Source organism: Arthrobacter mobilis, assembly GCF_012395835.1.
GTDB lineage: Bacteria > Actinomycetota > Actinomycetes > Actinomycetales > Micrococcaceae > Crystallibacter > Crystallibacter mobilis.
In genome coordinates this window covers 149519-165691 of sequence record NZ_JAAZSQ010000006.1, presented here as the reverse complement: position 1 = coordinate 165691, position 16173 = coordinate 149519, and the positions used below count along the sequence as shown (strand labels likewise).

General features: G+C 70.5%; 15 protein-coding genes. 5 read left to right on the top strand and 10 right to left on the bottom strand.

The genetic code is table 11. The features are described from left to right. Positions 1-56 precede the first annotated feature (56 nt). A complete protein-coding gene (locus tag HGG74_RS08795) occupies positions 57-467 on the bottom strand; it encodes a YybH family protein (RefSeq protein ID WP_168485973.1) in 411 nt (136 codons plus the stop codon). 123 nt (positions 468-590) lie between these two features. Between HGG74_RS08795 and HGG74_RS08790 the strand changes: the two genes are divergently transcribed. The 3 genes from HGG74_RS08790 to HGG74_RS08780 all read left to right on the top strand — a co-directional run bounded on the left by HGG74_RS08790 (position 591) and on the right by HGG74_RS08780 (position 3375). Beyond that, entirely contained in the window at positions 591-1712 is a 1122-nt protein-coding gene (locus HGG74_RS08790) for an aromatic acid exporter family protein (RefSeq protein WP_168485972.1), read from the top strand. Between the two features lie 90 nt (positions 1713-1802). Beyond that, positions 1803-2918 (top strand): LLM class flavin-dependent oxidoreductase, encoded by a 1116-nt coding sequence (locus tag HGG74_RS08785; RefSeq protein ID WP_168485971.1) that lies wholly within the window; start codon positions 1803-1805, stop codon positions 2916-2918. Beyond that, positions 2911-3375 (top strand): MarR family winged helix-turn-helix transcriptional regulator, encoded by a 465-nt coding sequence (locus tag HGG74_RS08780; protein WP_168485970.1) that lies wholly within the window; start codon positions 2911-2913, stop codon positions 3373-3375. The genes HGG74_RS08785 and HGG74_RS08780 overlap by 8 nt, the downstream gene beginning before the upstream one ends. 100 nt (positions 3376-3475) lie before the next feature. Here the strand turns inward: HGG74_RS08780 and HGG74_RS08775 are convergent, their stop codons facing one another. Together HGG74_RS08775 and HGG74_RS08770 are read right to left on the bottom strand one after the other, a co-directional pair. Then, the gene (locus tag HGG74_RS08775) at positions 3476-4732 is read right to left on the bottom strand and encodes an MFS transporter (RefSeq protein WP_168485969.1); all 1257 of its coding nucleotides are present in this window, start codon (positions 4730-4732) and stop codon (positions 3476-3478) included. A 9-nt stretch (positions 4733-4741) separates the two neighbouring features. Then, on the bottom strand, positions 4742-5425 hold the full coding sequence (locus HGG74_RS08770; RefSeq protein WP_168485968.1) for an ArsR/SmtB family transcription factor: 684 nt from the start codon (positions 5423-5425) through the stop codon (positions 4742-4744). Positions 5426-5558: 133 nt separating this feature from the next. Between HGG74_RS08770 and HGG74_RS08765 the strand changes: the two genes are divergently transcribed. After that, positions 5559-6374, top strand: coding sequence for a methyltransferase domain-containing protein (locus HGG74_RS08765; protein WP_168485967.1), 816 nt, complete (start codon positions 5559-5561; stop codon positions 6372-6374). 33 nt (positions 6375-6407) lie between these two features. Here HGG74_RS08765 and HGG74_RS08760 read toward each other — a convergent pair whose 3' ends face one another. From HGG74_RS08760 to HGG74_RS08730, 7 genes are all read right to left on the bottom strand, one after another. Next, entirely contained in the window at positions 6408-7214 is an 807-nt protein-coding gene (locus tag HGG74_RS08760; protein WP_168485966.1) for a transglutaminase-like domain-containing protein, read from the bottom strand. Positions 7215-7333: 119 nt separating this feature from the next. Next, entirely contained in the window at positions 7334-8476 is a 1143-nt protein-coding gene (locus tag HGG74_RS08755; RefSeq protein ID WP_168485965.1) for a cysteine desulfurase family protein, read from the bottom strand. 25 nt (positions 8477-8501) lie between these two features. Then, a complete protein-coding gene (gene nadC, locus HGG74_RS08750) occupies positions 8502-9389 on the bottom strand; it encodes a carboxylating nicotinate-nucleotide diphosphorylase (RefSeq protein WP_168485964.1) in 888 nt (295 codons plus the stop codon). Beyond that, positions 9386-11020, bottom strand: coding sequence for an L-aspartate oxidase (nadB, locus tag HGG74_RS08745; RefSeq protein ID WP_168485963.1), 1635 nt, complete (start codon positions 11018-11020; stop codon positions 9386-9388). The genes nadC and nadB overlap by 4 nt, the downstream gene beginning before the upstream one ends. Beyond that, positions 11017-12339 (bottom strand): quinolinate synthase NadA, encoded by a 1323-nt coding sequence (gene nadA, locus HGG74_RS08740; RefSeq protein WP_168485962.1) that lies wholly within the window; start codon positions 12337-12339, stop codon positions 11017-11019. Before nadA ends, nadB begins: the two co-directional genes overlap by 4 nt. Before the next feature lie 48 nt (positions 12340-12387). Continuing rightward, a complete protein-coding gene (locus HGG74_RS08735) occupies positions 12388-13104 on the bottom strand; it encodes an NUDIX hydrolase (RefSeq protein WP_168485961.1) in 717 nt (238 codons plus the stop codon). 740 nt (positions 13105-13844) lie between these two features. Then, on the bottom strand, positions 13845-14327 hold the full coding sequence (locus HGG74_RS08730; RefSeq protein WP_168485960.1) for an Lrp/AsnC family transcriptional regulator: 483 nt from the start codon (positions 14325-14327) through the stop codon (positions 13845-13847). A 348-nt stretch (positions 14328-14675) separates the two neighbouring features. Between HGG74_RS08730 and HGG74_RS08725 the strand changes: the two genes are divergently transcribed. Next, entirely contained in the window at positions 14676-16085 is a 1410-nt protein-coding gene (locus HGG74_RS08725; protein WP_168485959.1) for an FAD-binding oxidoreductase, read from the top strand. Positions 16086-16173: the final 88 nt, after the last annotated feature.

Below are 16173 nucleotides of genomic sequence, written 5' to 3'. Positions count from 1 at the left end.
CCCGCACGCTTTACGCACGGGGACCGGGCCGTTCTCTGGCGGGCCCTCGCGCACTCTCAGGCGTTCTCGTTCCAGATCGTGCGGTGCACCTTCCACTCGCCGTCGGACTGCTTTTGCAGGATGCGCATCACCTTGTACGAGGAATGTGCCGGCCGGCCATCGGGCCTTACCCGCATCGAACCGCGGATCTCGCCCCATTCGAAAGCGTAATCGCCGGCAATCCTCACCTCCGCGAAATCGAGCACGTAGTCGAGCACCTCGAACCGGCGCATCGCTGCCTTGGTGCGCACGAAGTGCGCCGCAATCTCGTCCCGGCCGCTGATCGGCCGGCCGCCGGGCGGCAGGACCACGGCATCCGCGGTCATCAGCGTGCGCAGCGTCGCAAAGTCGCCCTCCTTCGACGCCCGCATGTCGATGTCGTGCAGCCGCTTTATCGCTGCCAGATCCCGCTCCGTGTCCTGGTCCATCTCCCCGCACCTTCCCACGCTCTCGTTCAGAAGCTACAGCACACCGGGCGGGCCCGCATGGACGGGCGCCGGCTGCCTGCCCCGGCTTGCCGGACGGGGGCGTCCTGCTGCAAGAATCGAACCATGGGTACCGCCAGCACCGGACGCCGCCCCGATGCCGATTCCCGTGCTGCAGGGCGTCTCCGAGCCGCCGGACGCCGCCTGCGGACCGGCCTGCGCCGGCCCCGGCTCAAGCTCGCCCTGAAGGCGGCCCTGGCTGCGGGTCTGGCCTGGCAGCTGGCCCTGGCCATCCCCGGCGCGGCCCAGGAGTACCCCTATTACGCCCCGGTCGGGGCGCTGCTGAGCATGTACCACACGGTTGCCGGGTCGGTGAAGACGGCAGCCCAGACTCTGGCCGGGCTGCTGCTGGGGATCGGACTGGCCTGGCTGCTCATGCTCTGGGCCGCCCCCAGTGCCCTCTCCGTGGGGCTGCTGGTCTGCCTGGGCGTCCTGCTGGCGGGCATTCCGCGCCTAGGGTCGGGCCGGGACTGGGTGCCGGTAGCTGCGCTGTTCGTGCTGCTGGTCGGCGGGTCCGACGCCGGGGACTATGCAACCGCCTACCTGGTGCAGACGGCCGTGGGCGCCGCCGTCGGTATTACGGTCAATGTCCTGGTCTTCCCGCCGCTGCATTTCCATGCCGCGGCCAGCCGGCTGGCCGAGCTCCGGCAGGACGCGGCCGGGCAGCTGGAGCAGATGGCCGAAGCCCTGGTGGAGCCGTGGCCGCCGGACCACCGGGACTGGGTCGAGCACAGCGAGGACCTGGCGCAGCTCAGTGCCCGGGTGCGGCAGGCGGTCCAGGAGGCGGCCCAGAGCAGCAAGGGGAACCCGCGCCGGCGGCTGCATCCGCGCGACCTGGACGAGGACTACCGCCGGCTCAGGCAGCTTGAGCGCACGGTGTTCCATGTCCGGGACATGACCGACGTCCTCTCTGCGGTCATCTGGGAGGAGCGCCTGCGGATTCCCCCGAACCTGGTTGAACCGCTCGCGGACACCATGGCCGCGGTGGCTGCCGCCATCCGCAGCTTGGACGACGACGACGGGCACCTGCTGGAGGAAGCCTCCGGCAGGCACGAGGAGCTGATGCAGGAACTGGACCGGCTGGCCGCCGGCGGGCACCCGTCCGCCGCCACGGGATCGCTGTCCGTGAGCCTGGGCCGGATCCTCGCCTGCCTGCAGCCGGCACCGGCCGGACGGGAGCGGGAATGAACCGGGGCCGGCCGCTGTTGCCCTGGTAGATGCAAAAGCATGTAAACTGACAGCGGCCATCCGGCCCTGCCCACCCAGGAGGATCCACCCATGCAGATCGGCGTCTTCAGCGTCAGCGACATCACCCAGGACCCGACCAACGGCCGCATGCCCACCGAGCGGGAGCGGATCAAGGCGATCGTGGCGATCGCGAAGAAGGTCGAAGACATCGGCATGGATGTCTTCGCCATCGGCGAGCACCACAACCCGCCGTTCTTCTCCAGCTCCCCCACCACCTTGCTCGGCTACATCGCCGCCCAGACCGAGCGGATCACGCTGTCCACGGCCACCACGCTGATCACCACCAACGACCCGGTGAAACTGGCCGAAGACTACGCGATGCTGCAGCAGTTGGCGGATGGCCGCGTGGACCTGGTGCTGGGCCGCGGCAACACCGCCCCGGTCTACCCGTGGTTCGGCAAGAACATCCAGGACGCGCTGGAACTGACAGTGGAGAACTACGCCCTGCTGCGCAAGCTGTGGGACGAGGACGTGGTCAACTGGCAGGGCAGGTTCCGCACCCCGCTGCAGAACTTCACCGCCACGCCGCGCCCGCTCGACGGCGTTCCGCCGTTCGTCTGGCACGGCTCCATCCGCACGCCGCAGATCGCCGAACTCGCCGCCTACTACGGCGACGGCTTCTTCGCCAACAACATCTTCTGGCCCAAGGAGCACTACATGCGCCTGATCGGCCTGTACCGCGAGCGCTACGCCCATTACGGCCACGGCTCGGCGGACCAGGCGATCGTGGGGCTGGGCGGGCAGTTCTTCATGCGGAAGAACTCCCAGGACGCGGTCAACGAATTCCGGCCGTACTTCGACAACGCCCCGGTCTACGGCCACGGCCCGTCGCTGGAGGATTTCACGGCGCAGACCCCGCTGACCGTGGGCAGCCCGCAGCAGGTGATCGAGCGCACGCTCAGCTTTGCAGACTACTTTGGCGACTACCAGCGCCAGCTGTTCCTGATCGACCATGCCGGCCTGCCGCTGAAGACGGTGCTCGAGCAGCTGGACCTGTTCGGCGAGGAAGTCCTGCCGGTGCTGAAAAAGGAATTCGCCGCCCGGAAGCCGGCCCATGTGCCGGATGCCCCGACGCATGCCAGCCGCAAGGCGGCGCTGGCGGCGAAGCAGGCCGCAGGCGCGGCCCCGGCGGGCGCCCATGATTGAGCAGGAGCGCCTGCCGGACATCCGGACCACCGCGCAGGCCTGGGAATCGCTCTTCCGCGCCCAGGTGGCGGTGATGCGCCGCCTGCAGGCGCTGCCGGAGTTCCGGAAGCTGTCCGTGCGCGAGTACGACGTGCTGTTCAACCTGACCCGCTGTCCCGGAGGCTGGACGCGGCTGAACGAGCTGAACGAGAACCTGCTGATCAGCCAGCCGAGCCTGAGCCGGATGGTGGACCGGCTGGAGGCCAAGGGCCTGGTGCTGCGGCGCACGGCGGAGCAGGACCAGCGCGGCATCGAGATCTCGCTTACGGAGGCCGGCCGGGAACTGCAGCGGAGAATCGGCCGCGAGCACGTGCGCCACCTGCACGAGCTGATTGCGCCCGCGCTCTCAGCCGAGGAATTCGGCCAGCTGCAGGCGCTGACGGAGAAGCTGCGGTCGGGCCTGTCGCCGGGCTGCTGACCTGCCTGCGGGCCGGCTCTCCACCCACCCTCGGACCGATTCTCCGGATGAGGCCCGTGTCCGGCCCGGATACGGGCGTCACCTGCCAAGTCGGCAGGGTTCAGGGAATCCGCCGGGCGGGCATGCGGACGGCAACCAGCAGCCCGGAGAGGGCGGTCAGCACGGCGACGACGGCGACCGCGGCCGGGATGCCGAAGGCATCGGCCGCCACCCCGGAGAGCACCGCGCCGGCGGCAAAACCGCCGTCGCGCCACAGCCGGTAAATACCGACGGCGCTGGCCCGCCACTGCGGATGCGCAACATCGCCGATGGCCGCCAGCAGGGCCGGGTAGGCCATCGCCGTCCCGGCGCCCAGCAGGATCATGGCGGCCAGCCACAGGCCGAAGCGGCCGCCGGCGGCCACCAAGGCCAGCCCGACCGCCTGTACCATCATGCCTCCGACGATCAGCTTCCTGCGGCCATACCTGTCCGAGAGCACGCCGGTCACCAGCTGGCCTGCGCCCCAGACGGCCGGATAGGCGGCCACCAGAAGGCCGACCTGGGCGACCCCCAGTCCGGCCGCGGCGAACAGGATCGGGAACAGCCCCCAGGCCAGGCCGTCGTTGAGGTTGTTGACCAGGCCGGCCTGGCTGACCGAGGACAGGGTCCTGTCCCGGAAGGTCGTGAGCATAAAAACCTGCCGGGAGCTGAGGCTGCCGGCCGTACTGCCGGGCGCCGACCAGTGCCCGCTTCCGGCCTCCGCAGCCGCATGGTGGCGGGTCTCCCGGACGGCCAGCACGGACAAGCCCAGGCCGATGGCGATATAGGCCGCGCCCAGCAGGAAGGGCCCGGGCCGCAGCCCGTGATGCGCGGCGATGTAGCCGGTGGCCAGGGCTGTGCCGGCGACGCCGAGGTAGCCGGCCGCTTCGTTCAGACCCATCGCCAGGCCGCGCTGCTGCGGGCCGACGAGGTCCATCTTCATCACCACCGTGGTGGACCAGGTCAGGCCCTGGCTGATGCCCAGAACGGCATTGGCGGCCACGATCCACCCCCAGGCCTGTCCGAACATGAGCATGGCGGGAACGGGGACCGCAGCCAGCCATCCGGCGACCAGGACCGGCTTGCGGCCCCAGCGGTCCGACAGCACTCCGGCGCAATAGTTGCCGGCCGCCTTCGCCAGGCCGAAGGCAAAGATGTAGGCCAGGGCGGCGGTGTAGAGGCCGACGCCGAAAATTTCCTCCGCCAGCAGCGGCAGCACCGTGCGTTCCTGGCCCAGCGTGCCGCCCACGAGGGCATTGACCGCGACCAGGAGCAGGAACTGTGCCCAGTTCCGGCGCAGGCCGAGCTCGGTCCGGCGGTCCGCCCGCACGCTTCCCATGCTGCATGCCTATCCGGGAACGGCCCCGGGCCGGTGGACCTCCACCGGCAGGCCGGCCGCCGCCCACTCCGGATAGCCCTCTTCCAGCCGGGCTGCGGGAATGCCGTACCGCTGCAAGGTCCGGACGGCGTCGTCGGCAAAGACACAGAACGGTCCGCGGCAATAAGCCACCACGGTGCGGCCGGCCGGCAGTTCGTCCAGCCGCTTCTCCAGCTCCCTAACCGGCAGGGAGAGGGCCCCGGCAATGTGGCCGGAACGGAACTCGGCGTCCGGGCGGACGTCGACGACCACCACGTCACCGGCCTGGAGCCGTTCCGAGAGCTCGGGCCGGGTCAGCACGGTCATGCCGGAACGGTCCCCCAGATACGCCGCCGCCACTTCCTCAAGCCGGGCCGCGTGCCCGGCCGCCACCTGCCGCACGGCCGCCCACAGCCGGGAGACCGCGGGGCCGCTGAGCGAATAGTAGATCCGGTTGCCGTCCCGGCGGGTGTCCACCAGGCCTGCGCGCAACAACTGCTGCAGGTGCTGCGAAGTATTGGCGACGGTCTGGCCGATTTCCCGGGCCAGCTCGTCCACGGAACGTTCTCCCTGGGCCAGGATGTCCACGATTTCCGCGCGGCGCCCGCTTCCCAGAGCCTTCGCCACTGCGGCGAAGGCATCGAACAGTGCGTTTTTGGCCTCGCGGCTGCCCATACCGGACCCTCCCGGAATCTGTTCAAGTGTTACTTGACAATCTACCCCGGACAGAACCACTATTCAATTAATATCTTGAATAGCAGGGCAGGCTCCTGCGACGGGCCGCCCGCCAGGAAAGAGGCGAACCGCCATGAACGATGCCATCGGAACCGTCCGCAGCGGGACGGACACGGCCGTGGACAGCGGGACCCAGACCGTGGACCGGGCCGAACTGGAGGCCAAGGTCAAGGAGATCTACCGGCGGGTGGCGCAGGAGCCGCGGGGCCGCTACCACTTCGAGATGGGCCGGGCCCTGGCCGAACGCCTGGGTTATCCGCCGCAACACCTCGATGCGGTGCCGCCGGGCGCCGTTGAGTCCTTCGCCGGCGTCGGCTACTTCTTCGACCTGGCCCGGCTGTCCCCGGGAGAAGCAGTGCTGGACCTGGGCTGCGGTTCCGGGATGGACCTCTTCATCGCCGCCGCCGCGGTGGGTCCGGAGGGGCGCGCGGTGGGCCTGGACATGACCCAGGAGCAGCTGCAGAAGGCAGAGGCCCTGCGGGCCGGATTCCCGGCTGCGTCCTTCGTCTTCGGCCACATCGAGGACCTTCCGTTCGAGGACGCCAGCTTTGACTGCATCATTTCCAACGGCGTCATCAATCTGTCCCCGGACAAGGCCGCCGTGTTCCGCGAGGCGGCCCGCGTGCTGAAGCCCGGAGGCCGCCTGGCCATCGCCGACATCGTTAGCCGCCGGCAGCTGGCACAGCAGATTGTATGCAATGCCGACCTGTGGGCGGCCTGCATCGGCGGCGCGGAGCAGGTGGACACCTACCAGCAGCTGATGACCGGCAGCGGGCTACGCCTGGACCAAATGAGGCGCAACGACTATGGCTTCCTCTCCGGCAGCGCGCAGGCCGCGAGCGGCAAATACGGCGTGATGAGCCTGTCGATGCTGGCCTTCAGGGACTGACCGGCCGCCCCGGGCCATGGGGCGGGCCGGCTGCTAGCCGAGCTGGACCAGGGCCGCCGGATCCTCGTCGGGCACGGGTTCGTCGATCTCCGCGGTGACCTTAAGCCGGGTCAGCGACAGGCTTCCGCCCACTGTCGAGAGGAAGGCGGTGTCGGAGGCATCCCGGCCGGTAGCGATCCGCAGCAGGCTGTGCCGGGAGGCCAGGCCGGTGGCGTCGACAACATGCCAGGCGCCGTCGACATACGCTTCGGCGACGGCATGGAAATCCATCGGCTCCAGGCCAGGGGCGTAGACCGCGGCCAGCCGGGCCGGAACGTCCTTGGCCCGCAGCAGCGAGACCACCAGGTGCGCATAGTCGCGGCACACCCCGCGGCGGGCCAGCAGCGTCTGCACCGCCCCGTCAGTATGGCGGGAGGAGCCGCTGACATAGCGCAGTTCCCTGCCCACCCAGTCGCGCACCGCCGCCAGCAGTCCGGTGCCGCGCAGCCCACCGAATTCGGCGTAGGAGGTGGGCAGCAGGTGGTCCGACTCGCAGTAGCGGCTGGGCCGGACGTACTTGATCAGCTCCACTTCGTCTGCCGCTTCGGGCACGGCCGAGCCTTCCACAGTGGCCGTGTACTCCAACTCCACCGTGGAAGGCTCGGCCACCGTCAGGACATGGAGCCGGCCCCCGTGCACGTCAGACAGTTCCCGTACCGGCACCGGCTCGGAGTTCACCAGCACGGTCAACTGCTCCTCGAAGGCCTCAAAGCCCGGGTTCCGGACCGCGGCCACGGCGAAGACCATGGAGGTGTTGGCGGTGGTGGTGGCGGCAATCCGGGCCGAAACGGCTCGTCGCATGAACGCTCCTGTGCAGGGGTGGATCTTCCGGCCCGCGGAGGGGCCGAACCAATTATCCGTGCCCGGGGCCGCTTTGCCTAAACGCGCCCACCTGTCCGCATGAGGGCGGTGCGGGGCGCTCAGCGTGCCAGCGCCTGCACCTGCCGCACGGCGGCGACGACGGCGCGCGCGGCCAGGGCGACTTCGGCCTCCTTCACGGCGGCGGGCAGGGTCAGCCGGACCGCAGTCTGCGCAACGGCGGGTTCGATGCCCATGGCCAGCAGGACGGCCGAAGGCTCATCCGATCCGGCGTGGCAGGCCGACCCGGAGGAGCAGACGATGCCGCGCCGCTCCAGCTCGAGCAGCACGGCCTCGCCGGAGGTGCCCGGGAAGCAGAACGAGGCGCTGCCCGGCAGCCGGTCCTGCCGGTGGCCGGTGAGCACGGCCTCCGGCAGCGCACCGAGGACCTGGTCCACCAGATAGTCGCGGTAGCGGGCCAGCCGGGGCGCAGCCTCGGTGCGTTCGGCCTCGGCCAGTGCCAGCGCGGTGGCGGTGCCGACGGCGCCGGCCACGTTTTCGGTGCCGGACCGCCGGCCGCGTTCCTGCCCGCCGCCGTGGATGAGCGGCTCCAGCGCAATCCGGCCGGCCGCATACAGCAGGCCGCTGCCCTTGGGAGCGCCCAGCTTGTGCCCGGAGACGCTCAGGGCGTCGGCGCCGAGTCCGGCAACATCCAGCGGCAGCCAGCCGGCGGCCTGGACGGCATCCACGTGGAAGGGCACTCCTGCCGCCCGGCAGAGCCTGCCGATCCGGACCACGGGCTGGATGGTGCCCACCTCGTTGTTCGCGTACATCACCGAGCACAGCGTGGTTTCCGGCGTCAGGGCGGCTTCCAGCGCGGCCAGGTCCACCGTTCCGTCCGGGTCCACGGGGACGCGGGTCACGCGGAAACCGTGGAAGCGCTCCAGGTACTCTGCGGCCTCGGCGACGGATGGATGCTCCACGGCGCTGATGACCAGGTGCCGGCCCCGCGGCCGGGCCAGGGCAATGCCCTTGACCGCCAGGTTGTTGGCCTCGGTGCCGCCGGAGGTGAAGATGACTTCCCCGGGCCGGCAGCCAAGCACCGCTGCGGCCTTGCCCCGGGCATACTCCAGCGCCCGGGCCGCGGCCTCCCCCACGGTGTGGTGGCTGGAGGGGTTGCCGAAGTCCTGGGTCAGTGCCGGCCACATGGCCTCGAGCACTTCGCGGCGTACCGGCGTCGTGGCGGCCGAATCCAGGTAGATCATCTGCTGTGCCTCAATCCCGGATGCCTCAGGCGCGCGCGTCCGCGGCGCCGCCCATGCTCATGTCCAGGCCCAGGTCCAGGGACCGAACGCTGTGGGTCAGCGCTCCCGAGGAGATGATGTCCACCCCGGTGGCGGCAATCTGCGCCACCGTCTCCAGCCGGACGTTGCCGCTGGCCTCGACCAGGGCCCGCCCGGCGACCTGCTCGACCCCGGCCCGCAGCTGCTCCAGGCTGAAGTTGTCCAGCATGATGGTGTCCACGCCGGCGGCCAGCACCGGCTCGATCTGCTCCGGGGAGTCCACTTCCACCTCGAAATGCACCGTGTGCGGCAGGGCGGCCCGGGCTTCGGCCAGGGCTTCGGTCAGGTTGCGGCTGCCGCCGGTAATCACGGCCAGGTGGTTGTCCTTAGCCATTACCGCGTCGGAGAGCGAGTACCGGTGGTTGTGCCCGCCGCCGCAGCGCACGGCGAAGCGTTCCAGGGCGCGCAGTCCGGGAGTGGTCTTGCGCGTGTCGGCGACCCGGGCCTTGGTTCCGGCCGTTTCGCGGACGAAGGCCGCGGTCAGGGTGGCGATGCCGCACAGGCGCTGGAGCAGGTTCAGCGCCACGCGCTCGCCCAGCAGGACCGCCCGCGCGCTGCCGCTGATGACCGCGAGCACCTGGCCGGTGCCGAAGCTGTCCCCGTCCGCGACCTTGAGCGAAACCTCGACGGCGGCGTCAACCTGCCGGAAAACGGTGCGCAGGACCTCGGCGCCGGCGAAGACTCCGGGCTCGCGGGCGGTGAGTTCGGCGGTGGCCGTGGCAGAGTCCGGGATCAGGGCAGTGGAGGTGATGTCCCCCCAGGGCGCGTCCTCGGCGAGCGCGGCGGCGACAATGCGCTCCACGGCGGGCTGGTCGGCGGGGAGGATGCGGGTCATGGCTGGTCCTGTTCTTTGACGAAGCTGAGGTGTCCCCGGCCTGCGGGGGCTTGTTCGAAGTCGGTGCGGTAGTGTGCGCCCACCGAGTTGCGGCGGGCTGCCGCGGCGGCGGCCACCAGCCGGGCCACGGTGAGCAGCGCCGCCGTGTCATTGTCCGGTCCGGCATCCGGGGTGGCGCCGGGGCCGGCGGTCCACTCGGCCAGCTGCTTGGCCGCCAGCTCCAGCCCGGCCCCGTCCCGGGCCACGCCGGCGGCGGAAGTCATCAGGGCCTGGATCCCGGCGGCCGTGCAGGCGGTGTCCCCCTCGTCGAAGGCCAGCGGCTGCGCGGCGAAGGCCGGGGCCGTCCGGTACCCGTCCAGGGCTTCCACGGCCCGGCGGGCGAAGACCAGGCCCTCCAGCAGCGAGTTCGAGGCCAGCCGGTTCGCCCCGTGCACGCCGGTGCAGGCTACCTCGCCGACGGCGAAGAGCCCGGGCACCGAGGTGCGCGCATCCAGGTCCGTGCGCACCCCGCCCATCCAGTAGTGCGAGGCGGGCACCACCGGCAGCGGCTGGCGGGTCCAGTCGAAGCCCAGGGCCCGCACCGTCGCGTCGATCATCGGGAACCGGCGGGACAGGAACTGCTCCCCCTTGGCCGCCGCGACCACCGTGGCATCCAGGTAGACGACCGGCTCCAGTCCTTGCTGGGCCAGCTCGCGCTGGCGGCGGTGGATGGCGCGGGAGACGACGTCGCGCGGGGCCAGTTCGGCGTCCGGATGGCTGCCGGGCATAAAGCGCCCGCCGGCGGAGTCGACCAGCAGGGCCCCTTCGCCGCGGACGGCTTCGGAGACCATGAAGGACTGTCCGCCCGTAGCGGCCGGGTCCAGCAGTGTGGGGTGGAACTGGATGAACTCCAGGTCCGACAGCACTGCGCCGGCCTCCCAGGCCAGCGCCACGCCGTCGCCGGTGGCTCCGGCCGGATTGGTGGTCGCCTCGAAGAGCTGGCCTGCGCCCCCGGTGGCGAGCACGACGACGTCCGCCGGCAGCTCCTCGACCGTGCCGGCGCCGCTGCTGCCGCCGGTGCCTGCCGGTTGCAGCCGGACGCCGGTGACGCCGGCACCGGCCCGGCTGCCGCTGCGCAGCAGACCGGACACGGCGGTATGCTCGCGCAGCTGGAGCTGCCCGGCCCCGGCCAGGTCCCGGACCTGCCCGATCAGGGCTGCCGCAATGCCGGCACCGGTGCGGTCCCCGCCGATGTGCAGGATCCGGGGTGCCGAGTGCGCGCCCTCCAGGCCCAGCGCATAGCCGCCGCCGGTGCGGTCGAAGGGAACGCCCCAGCGGTCCAGGGTGGCGATTTCCCGCCCCGCCGCGGCGCAGAGCAGGCGCACGGCGGCGCCGTCGTTCATTCCCGCACCGGCGCGCAGGGTATCGGCCACGTGGGCGGCCACGGAGTCCCCCGCGGCACGGCCTTGGTCGGTGACGGCGGTGATCCCGCCCTGGGCGTGCCAGGTGTTGCTCTGCTCCAGGGCGCCCTTGGTCACCAGCGTGACGGCTGTTGCCGGGCGCCGGGCCGCCAGCGCCGCGGCGTAGAGGCCGGCGATGCCTGAACCGACGACGACGACGCGCAGCTTGGCCGGGGACACAGCCGGGGTCATGGCCGGGCAGCCAGCATCCGCTCGAGGGCCACCCGGGCCGGCACGGCCACGGACTCGGGCACGGTAATCCGGTTCAGGATCTCGCCGCCTGGCAGGGTCCCGGTGCCGGCGTAGGCTTCCAGGACCCAGGCCAGGTAGCCCGGGTGGATCCGGTACATCGTCGAACACGGGCAAATCACCGGGTCCAGGCAGAAGATGGTGTGCTGCGGGAACTCGGCAGCGAGGCGGTTGACCATGTTGATCTCGGTGCCGACGGCGAAGACGGTGGGCTCCTCGGCGGCGGCGATGGCCTTGCGGATGTAGTCGGTGGATCCGGACTCGTCCGCGGCGTCGACCACCGGCATCGGGCACTCCGGGTGCACGATCACCCGCACGCCGGAGTAGTCGGCACGGGCCTTCTCGATCTGCTCCACGGTGAAGCGCTTGTGCACCGAGCAGAAGCCGTGCCAGAGGATCACCCTGGAGTCCAGCAGGGTCTGTTCGTCGTTGCCGCCGAGCGCCTGGCGGGGATTCCACATCGGCATCTGCTCCAGCGGCACGCCCATGGCCTTGGCGGTGTTGCGGCCCAGGTGCTGGTCCGGGAAGAAGAGCACGCGCTGGGCCCGCTCGAAGGCCCATTCCAGCACGGTGGCGGCGTTGGAGGAGGTGCAGACAATGCCGCCGTGCTCGCCGACGAAGGCCTTCAGGGCCGCCGAGCAGTTCATGTAGGTGACGGGCATGACCGGAATTTTTCCGTCGGCGTCGGGCTCGGTGCCGAAGATGCCGGCGAGCTGCTCCCAGCAGGCCTGGACCGAATCGGCGTCGGCCATGTCCGCCATCGAGCAGCCGGCGGCCAGGTTGGGCAGGATCACCGCCTGCTCCGGGCGGGAGAGCATGTCGGCGGTCTCGGCCATGAAGTGCACGCCGCAGAAGACGATGATCTCGGCTTCCGGCTTCTCCTTCGCGGCGCGGGCCAGCTGGAAGGAGTCGCCGACGAAGTCCGCGTACCTGACCACTTCGTCGCGCTGGTAGAAATGGCCCAGGATCACCAGCTTCTCCCCCAGCTTCTGCTTCGCGGCCAGGATCCGGGCCTCCAGCTCGGCATCCGAGGCCAGCCGGTACTCCTCCGGGATCTGGCCCTGGCGGGGCGTGGAGAGCGGGGCGTCATCGGCCATCGAGGCACCGGGGCCGTAGGACGGCGCCCAGGCTGCCGGAGCTGCGGGGGCGTCGAAGGCCCACGGGCCCTTGGCGAGGTCCGGGCTGCAGGTGCTGCCGGCGGCCGGCCGCGCCAGGGCTTCCTCGCGGGTGATGAGCTCGATGGTGGTGGTGACTGATGCCATGGTCTTCTCCGTTGTTCTGCCTGGCTGGGGTTCCTGTGGTGCGGCCGCTCAGCCGGACTGGCTGAGCGGGCCGTTGTTGCGCTGGGCGGCAGCGCCGGTATAGCGGTACAGGCGAGGCGGCCGGTGCCGCACGCCCTGAAGGTATTCGTCGGTTGCCTCGATGTCCGGGGTGGCGCGCAGGTGGCGGCGGAAGTTCGCCGGGTCCAGCGTCCGGCCCAGCACCGCCTCGTAGACTTCGCGGACCTGGGCAAGGGTGAACCTGTCGCCGAGCAGGTCGTAGGCGATCGAGCCGTACTCGACCTTGTTCCGCAGCCGCCAGAGCCCATAGTCCACGATCAGGTTGTGGTCGAAGGCCAGCTTGTCCAGGCGGTCCGCCCGGAACCAGCGCACGTTCTCCGTCTCCCGGGCCAGGGCCGCCTCGTCCGGCTTCACCAGTGCCCAGTAGACGATCGAGACCACCCGCTGGGACGGCGAGCGGTCCAGGCCCCCGAAGGCATACAGCTGTTCGAGGTAGCTCGGCTGCAGGCCGGTGGTTTCCTGCAGGTTCCGTGCCGCAGCATCCTGCAGGGATTCGGTGGCACTCAGCGGCCCGCCCGGCAGCGCCCACAGATCCCGGAACGGTTGGCGGGTCCGGCGCACCAGCGGCAGCCACAGGGTGGGCCGGGTCCGCTCGGAGTCCGGCCGAAGGGCGAAGATCACGGTGGAGATGGCCAGGGCCGGGGGCTGCTGCGCGCGTTCGGACACATTTGCCGAGCTCATGTTCATGGCCACCTCCTTCACACGCCGCCTTATAGTCAGAATGACTAGAAGGTATTCTACAGGGTTTTGGTCACTCTGACACAATCTGTTACCCTCCCCATCGACTTCACAGATCACGCCCATGCCGGGGCGAAAAACGGGCGTGATCCGCAGAGTGGATCAGGAATGCGGGGCCTGGCTGTGGATGACGGTCCAGCTGCGGCGGAGGTATGGCCAGAATCGGTCATGGGCCGCGTCAGGAATTTCCCGGAGCACTTGTCCGCCACGTCCTTCACACTCTCCGAAGGACTGGCAGCGGGCCTGACGGCCAAGCAGCTTCGGCGGCAGGGACTGCGCTTCCCAGCGCCCGGCCGTGCGCGGATGGATGCCCGCCGCCGCGGCCGCCCCCTTCCGGGACACCCCCGAGGCCCGCAGCCGGAAGAACTCCTCCCGGCCCGGATGCAGCGGCCCGCCGGGCCTGCCGGGGATGCCCGCCGCCCGGGCCCATCGGTGGCACGTGCTCAGGTTGAATCCGAGCTCCGCCGCGGCGGCCGCGACGGACCCGGCCCGTTCCAGCGCCCGGAAGAACCCCTCCCGCTCCCGCGGCGTGTACTTTCTCCTGCCGGACGGCCTGTCCGGTTTTTCCGCTAAAGACGACACGGTCGTTGCAACTCCAAGGAATCAAGGTGTTGCAACGACCGCTAGAACTCCCCAGCCTCCGCATGGGCATGACCTGCAAAGTCGATGGATTGGGCGGGTCAGGAGGGTCACGGGCGGTCCGCGGCACTGGAGGCAGCCTGCATCAGCGGCAGGGTCCGGCCCTCGAAGTGGCTGTTCAGCACAATCACCGAGGATGAGCGCAGGATCGTGTTGGTCGCCATGATCTCGTCCAGCACACGCTGCAGGTCCGCATTGGAGCGGGCCACCACGCAGGCGAGCAGGTCACTCTCCCCCGAGACGGTGTGCAGCTCCAGCACCTCGGGAATGTCCGCGAGCGCGGTGGCCACCGCGTCGTGCCCGGCTTCCTGGCGGATGGCAAAGGAACAGTAGGCCTTGACCACGTAGCCAAGCTCCTCGGGCGAAATCCGCGGGCCCCAGCCGGCGATCACGCCCGCGCGTTGCATCTTGTCCAGCCGCGCCTGGATCGTGGCCCGGGCCACCTTCAGCACGCGGGAAGCCTCCAGGACCGACATGCGCGGGTCTTCGGCGAACAGTGTGACAATCCGGGCATCCAGCGAATCGACCTGCACCGTGTACTCCCTTTCCCGAAGCTACCGGCCATCCTGCCGACACCTTTCCGAAAAGAATAAACACTCTGCCTACCGATCCGGAAAGCCTGCCCGGCCCGGCGCGGTTCTTGCGGAGCCGGCGCCAGGGCCGGCCTGGGCCTCCGGGAGGCCCTGCACCCTGCCAAGCCTTCCCCCGCCCGCCGGGGGTGCCCATACTGGAGGAGTCGGCATAAGCCGCAGCCGCAACGGCTTGCCGCGGCCGTGCATCCTGCAGGCCGCGGGACAGCCGCCCGCGGCACCAGCCCTGGAACAGAACCCCTCCGGGCACTTGTGGGAAACTGTCCGGCGGGACGCACGGAAGGTGCCCCGATGAATCCCCAGACGGAGCTTGACGAAGACGCCCTGGCCGGCCTGCGCCAGCAGTTGGCCGGCAGCGTGCTGCTGGCCGCCGACCCCGGCTATGACGAGGCCCGCCGGGTCTGGAATGCGATGATCGACCGGCGGCCGGCCGTCATTGTCCGGGCCGGTGCGGAAAGCGACATTGCCCCGGCGGTGCGTTTCGCCCTCGGGCAAGGCCTGCCGATCGCCGTCCGCGGCGGCGGCCACAATGTGGCAGGCAACGGGACGGTCGACGCCGGCGTGGTGCTGGACCTGGGTGGCCTGCGGAACGTCGAGGTGGATCCGGACCGGCGGACGGTGCGGGTGCAGCCGGGGGCGACCCTGGCGGACCTGGACGCAGCCACGACCGCGCACGGCCTGGCCGTGCCCACCGGCGTCGTCTCCTCCACCGGGGTGGCCGGGCTGACCTTGGGCGGCGGCTTCGGCTGGCTGACCCGGGCGGACGGCCTGGCGGCCGACAACCTGGTCTCGGTTGAGCTGGTTACCGCCGGCGGCCACCCGGCCACCGCCAGCGACACCGAGAATCCGGACCTGTTCTGGGGACTGCGCGGCGGGGGCGGCAACTTCGGCGTGGCCACCTCCTTCACCTTCCGCGCCCGCCCGCTGCCATCCGAGGTCTTCTCCGGCAACCTGGTCTACTACGGCCCCGAACACTGGACGATCGCACTGCAGGCCTGGGAGCACTGGACCCGGGAGCTGCCCGATGAGCTGACCTCGATTATTACCGTGATCGTGCCGCCGCCAAGCTGGGAACTGGGCGACGAGCCGGCGCTGATCATCGGCTTCTGCTGGGCTTCGGAGGACCGCGGAGAGGGCGAGCGGCTCGTCGACGCCCTGCGGCAGGCGGCTCCCCCGGATGCCGAAGCCGTCGAGCCGGTGCCCTGGGTGCAGTGGCAGAGCCAGACGGACGAACTCTTCCCCAAAGGGGTGCGGGCGTACTGGAAGAACACTTCCTTCGACCGGCTCGACGACGAGGTCATCGCCCTCATCATCGGCCGGGCGGCGGAGCAGACCTGGCACGGGACGGCGTTCGACATCCACCATCTGGGCGGTGCCTTTGGCCGGGTGCCCGAGGAAGCCACCGCATTCCCGAACCGGTCCGCGCGTTTCTGGCTCAATGTCTACGGCTTCTGGAACGACGCCGCCGACGACGCCGCGCGGATCAATTTCGTGCGCGGCTTCGCCACCGACATGCGGCCCTTCGCCACCGGCGGCCAGTACATCAACTTCATGGGCGCCGAGCCCGGCCAGGATCCGCGCTCGCTGGCGCTGACGGTCTACGGGCCGGACAAGCTGGAGCGGCTGACGGCGCTCAAGCGCGCCTGGGACCCGGACAACGCCTTCCGGCTGAACCACAATATCCAGCCCGCCCCCGCCTAGCCTGCAGCGGTACCCAAGCCTGCATCGGACAGCTGACCGGATACCGCGATGGCCGCCAAGACATCCCGCCCGGGAAGGTCCCGGGACA

Coding starts and splice junctions, on each gene's coding strand:
- HGG74_RS08795 (WP_168485973.1), bottom strand. CDS start 467: ATGGACCAGGACACGGAGCGGGATCTGGCAGCGATAAAGCGGCTGCAC.
- HGG74_RS08790 (WP_168485972.1), top strand. CDS start 591: ATGGGTACCGCCAGCACCGGACGCCGCCCCGATGCCGATTCCCGTGCT.
- HGG74_RS08785 (WP_168485971.1), top strand. CDS start 1,803: ATGCAGATCGGCGTCTTCAGCGTCAGCGACATCACCCAGGACCCGACC.
- HGG74_RS08780 (WP_168485970.1), top strand. CDS start 2,911: ATGATTGAGCAGGAGCGCCTGCCGGACATCCGGACCACCGCGCAGGCC.
- HGG74_RS08775 (WP_168485969.1), bottom strand. CDS start 4,732: ATGGGAAGCGTGCGGGCGGACCGCCGGACCGAGCTCGGCCTGCGCCGG.
- HGG74_RS08770 (WP_168485968.1), bottom strand. CDS start 5,425: ATGGGCAGCCGCGAGGCCAAAAACGCACTGTTCGATGCCTTCGCCGCA.
- HGG74_RS08765 (WP_168485967.1), top strand. CDS start 5,559: ATGAACGATGCCATCGGAACCGTCCGCAGCGGGACGGACACGGCCGTG.
- HGG74_RS08760 (WP_168485966.1), bottom strand. CDS start 7,214: ATGCGACGAGCCGTTTCGGCCCGGATTGCCGCCACCACCACCGCCAAC.
- HGG74_RS08755 (WP_168485965.1), bottom strand. CDS start 8,476: ATGATCTACCTGGATTCGGCCGCCACGACGCCGGTACGCCGCGAAGTG.
- nadC (WP_168485964.1), bottom strand. CDS start 9,389: ATGACCCGCATCCTCCCCGCCGACCAGCCCGCCGTGGAGCGCATTGTC.
- nadB (WP_168485963.1), bottom strand. CDS start 11,020: ATGACCCCGGCTGTGTCCCCGGCCAAGCTGCGCGTCGTCGTCGTCGGT.
- nadA (WP_168485962.1), bottom strand. CDS start 12,339: ATGGCATCAGTCACCACCACCATCGAGCTCATCACCCGCGAGGAAGCC.
- HGG74_RS08735 (WP_168485961.1), bottom strand. CDS start 13,104: ATGAACATGAGCTCGGCAAATGTGTCCGAACGCGCGCAGCAGCCCCCG.
- HGG74_RS08725 (WP_168485959.1), top strand. CDS start 14,676: ATGAATCCCCAGACGGAGCTTGACGAAGACGCCCTGGCCGGCCTGCGC.